This is a genomic window from Microcystis sp. LE19-10.1B (assembly GCF_027530565.1).
GTDB lineage: Bacteria > Cyanobacteriota > Cyanobacteriia > Cyanobacteriales > Microcystaceae > Microcystis > Microcystis aeruginosa.
Genome location: NZ_JAPZQM010000645.1, coordinates 1 through 14,049 on the forward strand (window position 1 = coordinate 1; position 14,049 = coordinate 14,049).

The following is a 14,049-nucleotide window of genomic DNA, read 5'->3' on the forward strand; positions in this document are numbered from 1 at the left end:
GATTTCTCGGCTGGTGAGAGAGAGTCTATCTTTCTCTAAAAAAATGGAGAATCACGTTGGGGAACCCTTTGGTATTTTATCCATGACTACAATGCACAGCAAAGCAAAGGATTAAGCCGCCATCACTACTACCGAATCACCCCCCCTATGACAAGGGGTTTATCGGAGAGGAGCCGTGTGAGGTGAAAACTCTCAGGCACGGTTTTGAAGACAAGTCGGAAAGGCGACTTTCCAGCTTAGTTTTAACAATTGGCACAAGCTTTTAGCCTACTTGTCGCCCCCACAGGTAAATCACAGAGAATATTTCTGTAAAAATTGCCAGATAACTTCACTAGCGTTAATATCTTGGCTGGTATTACCAACCAATCTCTGGCGTGCGCGATTCCCTCGTGTGTTTCCCCTAGAATCGTTTCCCAGAAGTGCATCTGTCTGTCCGCCGGGCCAGCCGTGACCTCCACCTTCTATCTGATAAAGCACTACCGGCGCACCACTCTTGCAATTAAAGTATCCAATTTTAACTACTTCCGTCCCGTCCGCTTGCGTATCAGGAAGTCGCACCTCTTGGTTCCTGGTGGAGCAGCCATTGCGGCTTCTCCAAAAAGCTACTGTTTGTGGCACCGAAAGAATCTGAGCGTTTGCGCCAATTTCCATCGTTCCCCCCGCCCAAGGTACAAGTTTATCCTCGGTGCCATTGATCATCAGAATGGGAATTGCTCTTTTGGGTTTACACCTTGATACCATCGGTTGCGGAAGTGTTGCTGCTACAGAAGCGACAGCGGCTAATTGCTCGGACATTTCACAAGCTAACCTTTGGGTGAAAAATCCCCCATTAGAACCGCCAGTAGCGTAGATTCTCTTTTGATCAATATTTCTGGTTTTAGATAAGTGTTTGATTAGCACTTTCATAAAAGAAACATCATCAATCGAATCATTGGCTGGCAAATGGCGACCGTCACTCCACTGACCATAAGCACCCCGATCAAGACCATTAGGATAGGCGACAATAAAGCCCTCACGCTCGGCTATCTTATTAAAACCAGTTTTGACCGCCATACTATTACCTTGACTGACACCCCCGTGAAACGCTAAGAGCAAGGGCATCGGCTTATTCGCTTGATAGGAACGGGGAATATAGAGGTAATAACTCCTTTCTTGGTTTTGCTGCACCAGTTTTTCTAAAATTAGACCGTCTTGGCCAGAAAATTGCTCGGATCTTCCTCGCCTCATCTGAGGAGTTCGCCTTCTCTGGGCAATTGATTGAGTCAGGAAGTTATTCTCTGGAGTGAGAATGTCATAAAGATTGACTGACACAGTATTAAAGGCGACAATTAGGCTTGCAAGATAAATCTCGATCATCACTCAAAATTAAATCCTTTTTTGGTAATATAGCAGAACCCATCGCTATCAGCAGCCCCAAAGAGGAAATCGTTGTCCAGTCGGCCAAGCCAAAGAGGAGGTCATTGCCCACTATTGCGGTAAGCGATTGTCTGGCTGGGATATTATTCCTAGGCAAGTCCTTTAGGGCTTTCAATCATATCCTAAAAACTGAGCCATTTCGACCACTTTTGGACTGAATCCTTTGCCATCTGAACGCCAAGGTAAAGGTCCTTCTAACTTGGGTAAGGTAATATTTTTGGGTCGGAAAACCGGGTTCTGTAAAAAGTTAGGATCGTTACCAAATTGCGCTCCCAAAGGGCCAGGGGAAGAAAAAGGGGAGTCTTCTGGATGTAACATCGCTTCAAAGGCTCCTTCATTCCAAGACAAGCCTAACCAGCGACAGATTTTCTCAAAGTAAAGAGGGGGATTGCCCAACAAATCTTCTCCCCGCAGCCGCATTTGTTTTTCGGGTGGTATAGATTCCAAGAATTCCATAATTCTGCTCTGCATCCGATACCAGAGAAATTGATAGTCAATCACAGCAGTTTTTTGGCTGGGATCTAGAGTGTTAAGCATAGTTGGGTTAGGAGTTTTAGGCGCTCCGAAAATAGCTTTTTTCGGGGCTTTGCCGATGCGAACCTCCGGTACCAGTTTCATGACCGATTCTCCTTGTCCTCGCGGATGGCGGACGAGATGGAGGTAGTATGAATCAGGGAAAGTCTTGGGAATTCTTTGAAGATTTTCAATAAATAGAGAATAAGCGGGAGACTTATCGACAATGCACAGGGGTTGAACTTTCTCACACAGTTCGAGATAAACTTCTCCTCCAGTCTTATGGGAACGTTGCATGAGCCAGCGATGAGCCATTTTAATGGCAGGGAAACTCTGTTCTCCAGCATAGAGTTGGGCAATAGTGCGTAAAAGTCCGTGGGTTTTTCGAGCCTGTCCTTCATCTTTCAGGCGCTGGAGAATATCTTCGATTGTATCAGCATAAAAAAGATTGATTTCTGGGACTCCATAGGTTTCTGGGTGCTGCCCTAACATGGCGCTGGTTAGAGAAGTAAACGAACGGGGAGAAGCCAGAATAAATAAGGGTGGGGTGGCCGACATGAGTAAATTTAGGAGTTATAATAATATTCCTTAACTTTGTCACTTATTGTATCCCAAATATGGTTACTTCGCCTAGACAGCGACCCTTTGACCCTTCCCCTCCTGCAGGACTGAAATTTCCCAATTTCTCGAAGATCTGCGAAAATGGTTTCGGCGATGGACACAATACTCACGCCCACTCTATGGCGTGGTTTAAAGATCATTTATTTGTGGGTACAACCCGCTCTCTGCTCTGTGCTCTCAAATTGCATCGCTGCATTGAAGAATGGGGGCTTGAGGTCTGGCCAATTGAATGTCCCGATGATGTGGAGGGCTTATATGAGCAAGTAGATCGACGCTCCCAAATCTGGCGTTACAATCCCGTGACCAAAGAATGGCGATATGTTTACCAATCTCCAATGGTAGTGGGCAGTGAGGGGGGAATGGTGCCGAGGGAGATGGGCTACCGCCACATGATGGTTTTCCAGGGAGAATCCGATTCCCAGCCCGCCCTGTATGTGGCGAGTACCTGCCCTGGCCGAGCGCCTGGAGCTTTAATCTTACGGTCTGAAGATGGAGAGACTTTCCAGCCTGCTTCTGAATATGGTATTGTCGGCCTGCCGATCACCAGTATCAGGTTTTTAGTTCCCTTTCGTGGTAAGCTATATACTTCTCCCACTGGCTCTCGCAACAGTAAGCACAATACCTCAGACTACACCATTATTTACGAAAGCAGTGATCCTCTGGGAGGAAAATGGCTGCCCTGTAGCCTTAACGGTTTTGGTGATCCGACCAATGAAGCCGTGTTTGCTGTCTGTCCTTTTCGAGATCAGCTTTACGCCGGTACTTTCAATTGTACTGGGTTCCAAGTTTGGCGGAGTGACTGTCTGGGCCAACCCCCCTATAAGTGGGTAAAGGTGATTGACCAAGGAGCCTATCGCGGCCCGCTCAACCAGATTGCAGCCTGCATGATGGTTTTCAACGATGCCTTATATGTGGGGAGTGCGATTCAAAACTCTGGGTATGATATTATCAATCGCATCGGACCTGCACCTGGGGAATTGATCCGCATTTTTCCCGATGATAGTTGGGAGCTAGTGGTAGGTTCCCCCCGTCAGACTCCCCAAGGCGAAAAACGCCCTATTAGCTATCTACAACCAGGATTTGGCAATTTTTTTAATGGCTATTTTTGGCACATGGGAATTCATGACGGTTGGCTTTATTTAGGAACTTGTAATGGTAGTGTTATTCTCTCTTGGTTCGATCACACTAAACTGGAAGAGCGAGCGCGGCGCTATCTGGATAAAGTGGGACTAGAAAATCTCATCAAAAATCAAAGTGGGTTTGAATTGTGGCGAACTTATGACGGAGAAAACTGGCTGCCAGTGGAGCAGCACGGGTTTGGCAATCCCTACAATATTGGCTTGCGAAATTTAGTTTCGACTCCCCACGGATTTTTTGCGGGTACGGCCAATCCTTTTGCACCTAAAATCGCCGTGAGGGAAAATGGCAAGTGGGTCTATACTGACAACCCGCGAGGAGGGCTAGAAGTCTGGCTCGGTAGGCCGTAGTAACCTTTAACTTACTGTTAGCAGAAGTCCGCCGATTTATCGGCGGGAGTATCAATTTTAGGCCAGTCCGTTACTTAATCTTAGTACGTTTTTTGCGGCTCTTAAAAGCCATCAGGACGGGATTGAGCAAGAAAGTATCTCTAGGTAAACTCAGAAGATAGCTAATAAACTCAGCCACCCTTTCTGGAGGAAGAGCGTAAGTTGGTTTAGGCACACTTGGGCCATTTTGATTCCACAGAGGTGTATCAATAGCATCTGGTAAAATAGTCTGTACCCGCACTCCCCAAGCGGAAACTTCTTCCGACAGGGATTCAGACAGTCCGATAATGCCAAATTTGGAAGCGCAATAAGGGCCATCGAAGGGCCGACCTTGACGGCCAGAAACCGAAGAAATATTAATAATATCCCCTTGTTTCTGTTCAATCATAGCGGGGATAACGGCTCGATTGCTCAAAAAAGTCCCAGTTAAATTAGTTTCAATCACTGCCCGCCATTCCTCCAAAGAGGTTTGCCAGATTGTTTTCAAATCCTCTCCCACTCGCAGAATACCAGCGCAAGCAATGAGGTTGTCAATCCGCCCGAAATGAGCTACTGTCTTGCTGGCCATTGCCGCCATATCATTTTCATCACAGACACTAAGTACCAAGCTGAGAATTTGCTCTGGTGGAGCAATTGTAACTAATTCTTCGACGGCACTAGCCAATTTTTCTGGATTGATATCTACTAATACCACTTTATGGTGTTGGTTCAAGAGTCGCTTGGCACAGGCAAGACCAATGCCTCCACTAGCTCCTGTAATAATTGTGACTTGATCGGTTAAATTAGACCCTGTTTGCTGGCTCATAATTGAATCTTCTCCTTGACAATCCCCTCGATTATCTTTCTAAAACAGGAAGTAGGTGGGGGTGGACAATTACAGTATCGTCTTGCTGTTGAGTTAAATAAACAATAATTGCTGCCACATCTTCTACTGTGAGCAGTCCACCATAACGACGGGCTAACGCAGTTTTAGCAATCATGCCAGTTTCTACCAAACCAGGAAAGATTGCTTGCACACGAATACCATAGGGGCGCACCTCTTCAGCAAGGGATTCAGTTAATCCTACCACGCCAAACTTGGAGGCACAATAAGCGGGAGCGTAAGGTTCCCCCCTTAAGCCATAGGGTGTTGTTGACGAGCAAATATTCACAATCTGACCCGATGCTTGTGAGATCATGATCGGCAAAACGGCACGATTGCTTAAGAATATTCCTGTTAGGTTAACTTCCAAGAGATCGTGCCATTCATCTAAGGAAAGTTCAGTAGTCGGACGGGGCAGTGAACGGTCTGATCTGACTTTTTTCCCCAATCCAGCACTGGCAACAAGTAAGTCAATGTTACCAAAATGGGCGACTGCTTGGTTGACCATTTCCTCCATATCTGCTTCCTTCCTAACATCTAGTGCTAGTCCGAGATGGGAAGCTGGGGAAGGATTGCATTTATCATTGATTAAGTTGAGAGTCTGCTCAATGCGCTCAGGGTTGGTGCCGACGACGACAACAGAAAAGCCTTGCCCAGCAAGAGCTAAACAAGTCGCTCTACCAATGCCTCGACTGCCACCTGTAACAATTGCCACTTTCTGCTGATTAGACATGGACTGTTGGTTCCCAATTTTCTCAAGTCATGACGGAGATGCTGTTGTAGAAAAGCAGTAGTTATCACTATTTTTCTAAAGCTGGACTGACCAACAACTTTCTCTCTAAAAACCGATTGTCCTTCTGGCAAAAATTCAAGATCACTTGCACAAATTGATCGGGTTTAATCACGGGAAAAAAGTGTCCTACTTCTGGAATAATTACCTCCGAACAATTGGGAAGTAAGTTCTTTAACTGGGAGCAAGTCGGCAGACAGTGAGACTTCTCTCCATAAATTGCTAGAGTTGGTTGAATAATTTGTGACAATTTAGCCGTCGTTATTTCAGTTTCCTGCTCAAATTCTTGCTTGGCAGCAGTTGCCATCAATTTTTGCCATCGCTCCTTTCCTTTTCTGCCCATATCACGGTTTTTTAAGGAAGGTTTGGTCAGTTCATTGACAGTTGTATTCAACTGGTCGAGCAGGTGAAAATCAATAATCTGATCTTCTGACGGCAGGGGTGCTCCTTGTTCTAGAAGTTTTTGTCGCCAACTCTGCCAATGAGGCCAATCCCGCAGCCGCATCTTGGCTTGCAAGCATTGTAATTGAGTATCTGCTACTGTCAGAGACTTAACTTGCTGAGCATGGGAAATGCTATAAAGGAGAGCAACCCTCGCTCCAAAACTATGCCCGACAAGATGAACTTTTTCGACTTCGAGATACTCAAGCAGCACTCGCAGGTCTTGTACCATCCGAGTCAGAGTATAGCCAGAGTCAGATATTGTACTTTTGCCATGGCCTCTGAGGTCATAAATAATCACGCGGTAGTGCTGGGCCAGGGCAGAAGCGATACCGGGATACCAAAAAGCTAGGTTAGCTCCTAGCCCATGGATAAGCAATAAATCTTCCCCTTCTCCCAAGCACTGGTAGTTTAAGAATATCTGGTGAACTGGATCAACTTGAACTGTAGGCATTGTCTTTAAAGGGTAAAGTTGAGAAAGTTAGATTAGACATCTCCGGAAACTGGGATTTTAAATCGGTATCATAACGGTTATAACCCAATTCTGGGAGATGTTTAATCAGATTTATTCCATATAACCCAGTAACTGAAGTTGATGGAGAAGAGCCTCCTTTTCGGTCTCAGAAATTTCTGCTTCCTCTTCGTCACTTTCCTTCTCCCAACTGTCAGAGAAGTCTTGATAATTAATGGGACGAGCCTTAAGAACTTCAGGTTTGAGAACTTCTTGGGGAACTCTTCCTTCTAGATTAGTGGGAATTGGCAGTTGCAAGCAGTATAACAACAAAGGCGTAATATCGAGAATAGATAGAGGTTGTAAGTGTTGGCCGCTGACAAAATCAGGACCAGAACCGATGAAAATTCCAGCCGGACGGTGAGTTCCATCGGGTTTGACTCTAGGCCTGACCACCTCTGTGGATTTCAAAATGGAAACAAAGCCCCCATCCCGCAACCTGACAGTCATGTCAGGGGAATTTTCCGCTTCTGGTCTTCCAGCAAGTTTAGCTCGGTTTAAAGTGACTTCAAGAAAGATCGGTTCCCCGTCGGCTGGATTTCTGTAGTCAAGAAGTTGTCGCTGCAAGCTTTGGCAAAATTGCCGGTAATCTTCTTTTTTAACACCATGATTGAGAGGAGTCTCTTTCTTAATGTAAATTCCATTACTGCTAGGGGTAGGGCAATAGGCGATGGTCTTCTGCCAGTCAATCAGCATGAGATGATCTTTCATCCTGTCTGCTGTTAACTTGCCGTCCGTATCCGTCCGGGCTGTTTCCCCCCAAGTTAGGTATCCTTGGCGGGCCAGCCATTCATTGAGATACACAACTTCTGTTGTCGTGCCGAATCCATGGTCTGAGGTCAGAAGGACATTAGTTTCAGGTCCTGCCAACTGCACCAACTGCTCGATCATGCCGTCTAAATCTCGATAGTGCTGAATACAGAGTTCGCGAATTTGGCTCTCTTTTGGATCGGCATCAGTCCCCATCAGTGGAGGATAGAGATAGCGCCAGAAAAAGTGTTGCAGCTTGTCGGGACTGTCCAAGACAATGGCAGTTAAATCCGTGGGATCGTTTGTCATCAGATAAGCGAGTAAATCAGCCCAAGTTTTCGTTCTCTGGGAATGAATGGCGATCCAATCTTCGTATTCTTCTTCTGGTATGCCTTGAATGGTTTTCTTTTCTTCCGTGATATCCATGCCTAAATGTTTGTAGTCAAAATTAGGCAAGTTTTTGATGGTATCAATTAGTTGAGAGGGGTGGGTGGCACTCCGTAAATGCTTCCAAGTGACGAAACCAGAGATGGAATAGCCGTCAAGAGGCGGGGGAGGAGCCATGCCAAAAAAGTTCAAAGCCGTTACTCGTTTGCCATAGCGATTGGCCATCGACCAGATTGTTTCACAGCGAACATTGCGGGAGTCATTGACCTTGAGAAAGATTTGTTCGCCAACCTGTTCAGGATACAAAAAATCATGGATACCGTGAGCATCAGGACTCATGCCAGTGATCATCGATACCCATCCTGGCGGGGTGAGGGGATTAGGGGTTGACATTAAATCTGCCCACACTCCCTGCTTGACAAATCGCTGCAAGAATGGCATAACACCATCCTCCATCAAAGGATTCAAGAGAGAGAAGGTCGCTCCATCGAGTCCAATCATCAAAACTTTATTCATAAAAATCCTCTTTCAAAGAATCCCACGCGTTTACCCGTGGGAGTATCAAGTTCCTATTAGTTGTTATAGTTATTGTAGATTTTTGTGCAGGAACTCAACAATCTCTTTCACTTCCAGTTCATCAACGTAGTCTCCATCCCTCATAAACAGTTGTTCAAAGGGTAATCCCTTGCGCTCAAAGTTCTTTTCTAGTGCTACTACCAACTGCACCACATCGATCGATTCAAAAGCCAAATCTTCCATTAGGCGAGTTTCTGTATCTATTTTGCCGCCATCCTCCAATTCCCAATCGGCCGTCATATTTTCTAAGACAGCAATTACTTGGGCTTCGATATCTTCTTGGCTAAAAATTAAACTTTGTTTCCCAGACATAAATTAATTAACCTCACTTTTCAAAAACAACAACTGAACAAGAATTAATGTTGTGTTTACATTATAGTCACTTAGCCGCTCTTGTCAAACGCTGCCTGTTAGTTTTCTTGATTATCAATACTTGGTTCAACCGCAGCGGCGACAAAAACGTTCTGATTCTGGCTGATTGAAACCTCAGGCACTACTCCCATCCTCTCCAGTGGAGGGCAGTACACTTGCAAGTTACCGCTCTCGGTGGGGAAGAGTTGCACGTCTAGGGGGCCCAGAGCCAAGTCAAATTTTTGCAAGGCAAACTGGCGAATAGTTTCCTTGGCCACCAAACTCCCTAAGAGCCACTGCTTACGATCGGAACCCTGCTCTGGTAAACTGTACCAAAATTCTCGCTCTGATTGGGTGAAAATCAGGTGAGCGATGATATATTTAATCACCCCTCCCAATTCGTCTAAAAAGTTGACGGGAACTAAGGTCAGCCGACGGGAGAGCATACCTACTTCCTCTTGCCAAGGCTCGGACCAGTAGGCCACTTGCGGCTCCCGGCGGAGTTGATGATACTCCAGAGGGACACGAATAAAGATTTCCAGTAATCCGAACACGCGAGCAATAACAAGGTCTTCGCTGTTGAGAAACTCAAAATTACCTTGAAGCTGTCGCTCGCCGTCAAAGCTTAACCAACCACGACAGGAGATGGGAGTTCCGGCAGGCAAGGGAGGAGCATATTGCTCGAAAACCCTAACACTGAAAGGAAAAGTATGAAAATTCACCCCAAAGAACTCCGAACCCCAGTAGGCCACTAACTGGGCGGCCGCATCCAAAAGTGGCGCATCAATCTGAAAGATGGGTCTGGCAATATCTCTAAAAAAATTATCGACGCGCATCACTTCTAGATCAGCTTCAATCCCTTGCTGGCTGACCTGGCGAATATGCTTGACCCCCTGGAGTCGCGGTCCGTGGAACATACCTTCCGTATAAAGTTGCTCGTCTGACCAGCGTGACGGTTGGGAGTCCTGCCACTGGCAAGGGGTTGCTGGTGGTGATGGATTTAGTTGAGAGGTGAGCCTGACATCACCCTCAAAGACTAAACGGCGCTCGCTGCCCCGCGACGGCTGAAACAGTTGGACGTGGACATCCCAAATATCTGGTGCTAATTGCTCTTGCAGTTGGGCAACGATGTCGAGAACCAAGTATCCCCGTTCCAGAGCCAGCCAGCGATAGCTACGCACGTTGTCAACCTGACTGACCCATTGCTGTCCATCACAGAGAAAGGCAGCAGCTTCTGCGATAATTTCCATGCTGACGGTGAAGGGAATCACGGGCAAGGGAAATTCCCTAGGCTGCCGATGGGACCAGGGGCCCCCTAGCATATGGTCATAAATGAAGTCATCCCAGTGGAGATCGAAATGTCGCCGGCAGTAGAGGTAGCCTTCGCCCTTCTCAATAATCTCCCCTAGGAAAGGCCAAGCCTCTGAAAAGCTGAGGGGAACAGATTCTACATCAACCCAAGGCAGACCAACCGCTTCTTGCTGCTGATGGGAGAATGGGTTTGTATAGAAACTGCTGATCGTCCTAGCTTGACTATTGAGGAATTCTTCCATCAAATCCAAGTGACTCAAGAAGACAGGAAGACGAATATCGGGGAAGCTGGCAGAGAAACTGGGGGAAGAAATCGGCTCTTGTACCGGGGGCTACTCTGGGGGGGAAACCGGCAAAGTTGAGGTTAGTTCAATATTCTCCTGGACCATGCACTCTCTACCCGTTGCCACTGGCGGCACAGAGGGGAACTTCTGCTCAAGGGTGTGGACAAAAGCTGATGTAAGTTTCATCTTGGGCATGGTCAAGTCCAAGAGCCTTTTCTGCCTACCGTTGCCTGCTGCTTCTAGAGAGGCAGTCTCTAGGTTTACTAGGTCCACTTGCCGGTATTGGTAGAGAGGAGCAAAATTGAGGGCGCGACCGTTGACAAATAACTGGGCTAACAGATGTTGAATTTGTTCGAGACTGGAACGACGTTGGCTGTTGCTTGCCAGAACCAAGCAGTCTTGCCCGGAGAGAATATCTCTAACGAAGTTGCTAAGGTTGCTACTAGGACCGACCTCGACAAAAGTTCTGACTCCCTGTTCATAGAGGTGGCCAATCGTTTCCCGGAAGCGCACCTGGCTCGACCACTGGCTCAGGGCCAATTCTCGAATTTCTGGTGGTGTTGGCGGGAAAGGAGCGGCCGTAGCGCAAGTGTAGAGTTGGGTATGCCCTGGTCCAACGGTCAACCCCTGATAGTATTCCCTGAGAGCTTCTGCCACTTGGTTAAACAAGGGCGTATGGTAGGCACGATCAAAGGGCAGACGGGTACAGATTCCCCCTAATTCCCTGAGTTGATTGGCCGCTTGCTTGATGGCCTCTTCATTACCAAAGAGAACGGCTTGGTTAGGACAGTTGTCCATGGCTAGGTAGAGTTGCCCCGAAGATTGGGCGACCATCTCCGCCAAAATGGCAGTTTCGACAGCGCCAACAGTGAGCAGAGTCCCTCGGGGAATGCGGTCTTCTGCTGTCAAATCTAGGTAAATTTGGTTAAGTTCAAGAATTTTCTGCCCCATTTCTTGGCGGCTGGCCAGTTGGATAGTTCCAGATGCAATCAGGGCTGTATTTTCTCCCGTACTGTGACCAACCATCACGTCACACTGGATTTCCAGATCTTTGAGCAGTTCGTAGAGAGCCATACTAGCAGTAAAGACTGTCTCCGTTGCCAGATCTAGGTTATACAACTCTTTGGCTGCGAGGAGGCGTTGCTCCTCGCTCAAGCCTGTGGGCGGCGGAAAAATAAAGTAACTTGGCGGATAATTCCTATTTTTGCCAAATATATCATCTAAAAAGTCGAACCAAGCCCGCACTTTCGGGAAGTGGAGACAGAGATCTGAGAGCATATTGGGGTACTGAGATCCCTCTCCCGGAAATAGGAAAGCGGTTTTACCTACTTCGGCTTCTGGATGTACCTGAGCGTAGTAAATGCCACTGCGAGTCTGGAAACGAGTCCGTCCAGGTTCTGCTAGTTTTGACTTGGCCAGTTGGAGTTTGGCTTGTAAATCCGTCTTCTCGCTGGCAACTATAGCCAGACGGTGAGGGCTAGGATTACGGTTAGCTAGGGTATAAGCTAAGTCAGAAAGGAGCAGATTGGGGGATGACTGCAGCCGCCGCTCTACCTGTTCAACTAAATCAATGAGATTGGCTGTCTCCTCTCCCGAAAAAATGAACAATTCTGTGGGCCATGAACAGGGCAGCTTCCTCTCTGGGAGATCAGGGGAGCGATCGTATTCTTCCAAAATGGCGTGAGCATCGATGCCCCCAAAACCAAAGGCATCAATACCAGCACGACGGGGTTCTTTGCTCTGTCCGTTAATCCAAGGACGGGCTTCTGTATTGACGTAAAATGAAGTCTTTTCTTCCTCTAGACAGGGGTGAGGCTGCTGACAGAGGGTAGGAGGTAAGACTTTATAATAAAGAGCTAAAGCCATTTTAATCAGACTGGCGGCTCCGGAGGCGGGAATGCAGTGGCCGATCGCTGATTTAACCGAACCAATGGCCCGGTGGGGCATCTCCCCTTGACGTTGGCCAAAGATGTGGGTGAGGGACTTAATTTCTGTCCTATCTCCCAAGGGCATCCCCGTGCCGTGAGCTTCCACAAGAGTAACTGTGTCTGGATCAATGCCGCTATTCTCGTAAGCTCGCTGGATGGCCAGTACCTGCCCTTGCCAACGGGGAGCTAACAGTCCCAAACCTTTGCCATCGCTGGCAGTGCCAATACCTTGAATAACTGCGTAGATGCGATCGCCGTCTTTTTGGGCATCAGCTAGGCGTTTGAGCACTAAAATTCCCAAGCCCTCACTGAGAAGAGTTCCGTCGGCAGACTGGTCAAAAGGCTTGATGGTAGAACGGGAGAGGGCATCGAGTTGGCTGAAGACCATGTGAACCTGGGGTGGTGTAGAGGCTTGGACTCCCCCCGCCAGCATCATGTCGCAGCGACCGCTCAACAGTTCTTGGATTGCTAAATCAACGGCAATCAAAGAGGAAGCGCAAGCTCCATCCACTAAGTAGTTAGGACCCATTAAATCGAGGCGGTTGGCAATGCGTCCAGTCACCACATTAGGGACTAATCCAGGGGACATCTCGGCATTAAAGGGGGGCAAGCTGGCCTTTAGCTCTTGGCGGATCTGGCCCAAGGTTTGGGCATCGAGAGTGGGGACGATTTGCTGTAACAGTTCTATGGTTTGATCGGCGATCAGACCATGTTGGATGACCGTGCCAAAACCCCGATTGAAGTAAGTGCCGCGCCCCAAGATAATGCCAGCTTTTTCCCGGTTGAAAGGGCGATCGAGATAGTCGGCATCTTTCAAAGCATCCCGGGCAATTTTCAGGGAGAGAAAATGATCCGGATCGCCCCCCTCAATGGAGTTGGGCATAATGCCAAATTCTAGGGGATCGAATTCGGCGATATCATCAAGAAACCCCCCTTTACAGGTATATAATCCGCCATTATCATCGCAAGAATTGGCAGGATTCCAGTCATCGGGGGCTTCTCGAATGGCGCTGACCTTACTGAGAATATTTTGCCAGTAGGTAGCCAGATCCTTGGCTCCTGGGAACAGTCCAGCCATGCCAATAATCGCAATCTGAGCAGGTGAGCTTGCCGAATTCATCAGAAAAATTGGGTGGGAAACCCCGTGCTAGAAGCACGGCTTTACATTGACACTCTCACCGTCACAGCGTAGCTTGACGGGAGATTCTTGTTTCATCGGGTTTGTCTAGTCCCAAGTCATCTCTGTCTTGAAACCCCGTCCAGATTCCCCTCCACAAGCATCTGTTTTAAATCCACTGACTGCCCGGCAGCAGATAACAAAACTTGATTATGTTGCGATTCCTCATTTACAAACGATGTCGCCCTTGTTGTCAGGTATTTTACTTTGGTCAAGCATTTTGTCTGGCGAGAACCACCAATTCGCCCATCTTAGCACACCTGGGTGCGTTGGCTTTTTTATTCTAACATCAGTTTTAATGAACGCTGTATTGATCGAGGGTGGACTATTGCTGCCCAGGTGCATCGGCGGCTTCGATGCTACGGTATAGATGTCTCCCGTGAGTCGGTTTTTATGTTTAGTCGTTCTCATAAAATGGTTCTCGACCTATCAGAGTTTATAGTTAACCATATAATATACTATGCGGCTCTTCGGTTTGTGTTATGCAATGGACGGGGGTTATAAGGGATGGAACCCTTATAGAGAAAGGCATTGCTTCGATTTTGGCCAATTGTTTTCTATCTAGAGCGAACTAATCAATTAAATCTCTTGCCAGATAAGGATTT

At 47.3% G+C, this 14,049-nt stretch carries 10 protein-coding genes and 1 pseudogene; 2 read left to right on the forward strand and 9 right to left on the reverse strand.

Going from position 1 to position 14,049, the window contains the following annotated elements; translation table 11 throughout:
* Nucleotides 1–96, forward strand: a pseudogene (locus tag O9332_RS23230) (IS1 family transposase); the annotation flags it as partial.
* A gap of 195 nt (nt 97–291) precedes the next feature.
* Here O9332_RS23230 and O9332_RS23235 read toward each other — a convergent pair.
* On the reverse strand, nt 292–1,311 hold the full coding sequence (locus O9332_RS23235) for an extracellular catalytic domain type 1 short-chain-length polyhydroxyalkanoate depolymerase (RefSeq protein WP_223213026.1): 1,020 nt from the start codon (nt 1,309–1,311) through the stop codon (nt 292–294).
* Between the two features lie 216 nt (nt 1,312–1,527).
* Nucleotides 1,528–2,487: a sulfotransferase family protein gene (locus tag O9332_RS23240; protein WP_002760567.1), complete on the reverse strand. Its 960-nt coding sequence runs from the start codon at nt 2,485–2,487 to the stop codon at nt 1,528–1,530.
* 182 nt (nt 2,488–2,669) lie between these two features.
* On the opposite strand from O9332_RS23240, the gene O9332_RS23245 reads away from it, so the two are divergent.
* Nucleotides 2,670–4,037 (forward strand): hypothetical protein, encoded by a 1,368-nt coding sequence (locus O9332_RS23245; protein ID WP_223213025.1) that lies wholly within the window; start codon nt 2,670–2,672, stop codon nt 4,035–4,037.
* A gap of 70 nt (nt 4,038–4,107) precedes the next feature.
* Here the strand turns inward: O9332_RS23245 and O9332_RS23250 are convergent, their stop codons facing one another.
* The 7 genes from O9332_RS23250 to O9332_RS23280 form a co-directional block, all read right to left on the reverse strand.
* Nucleotides 4,108–4,881, reverse strand: coding sequence for an SDR family oxidoreductase (locus tag O9332_RS23250; protein ID WP_002760564.1), 774 nt, complete (start codon nt 4,879–4,881; stop codon nt 4,108–4,110).
* Between the two features lie 31 nt (nt 4,882–4,912).
* Complete coding sequence (locus O9332_RS23255) at nt 4,913–5,653, reverse strand: SDR family oxidoreductase (RefSeq protein WP_288027612.1); 741 nt, start codon at nt 5,651–5,653, stop codon at nt 4,913–4,915.
* Nucleotides 5,654–5,738: 85 nt separating this feature from the next.
* Nucleotides 5,739–6,623: an alpha/beta fold hydrolase gene (locus O9332_RS23260; RefSeq protein ID WP_002760563.1), complete on the reverse strand. Its 885-nt coding sequence runs from the start codon at nt 6,621–6,623 to the stop codon at nt 5,739–5,741.
* A gap of 111 nt (nt 6,624–6,734) precedes the next feature.
* Nucleotides 6,735–8,333, reverse strand: a complete 1,599-nt coding sequence (locus tag O9332_RS23265; RefSeq protein WP_002760561.1) for an alkaline phosphatase family protein — start codon at nt 8,331–8,333, stop codon at nt 6,735–6,737.
* A gap of 69 nt (nt 8,334–8,402) precedes the next feature.
* The gene (locus tag O9332_RS23270; protein ID WP_002751229.1) at nt 8,403–8,705 is read right to left on the reverse strand and encodes an acyl carrier protein; all 303 of its coding nucleotides are present in this window, start codon (nt 8,703–8,705) and stop codon (nt 8,403–8,405) included.
* 98 nt (nt 8,706–8,803) lie between these two features.
* Nucleotides 8,804–10,297 carry a hotdog family protein gene (locus O9332_RS23275; RefSeq protein ID WP_288027615.1) on the reverse strand — a complete coding sequence of 498 codons (1,494 nt, stop codon included), beginning with the start codon at nt 10,295–10,297 and terminating at the stop codon, nt 8,804–8,806.
* A 90-nt stretch (nt 10,298–10,387) separates the two neighbouring features.
* Complete coding sequence (locus O9332_RS23280) at nt 10,388–13,387, reverse strand: type I polyketide synthase (protein WP_288027617.1); 3,000 nt, start codon at nt 13,385–13,387, stop codon at nt 10,388–10,390.
* Nucleotides 13,388–14,049 lie beyond the last annotated feature (662 nt).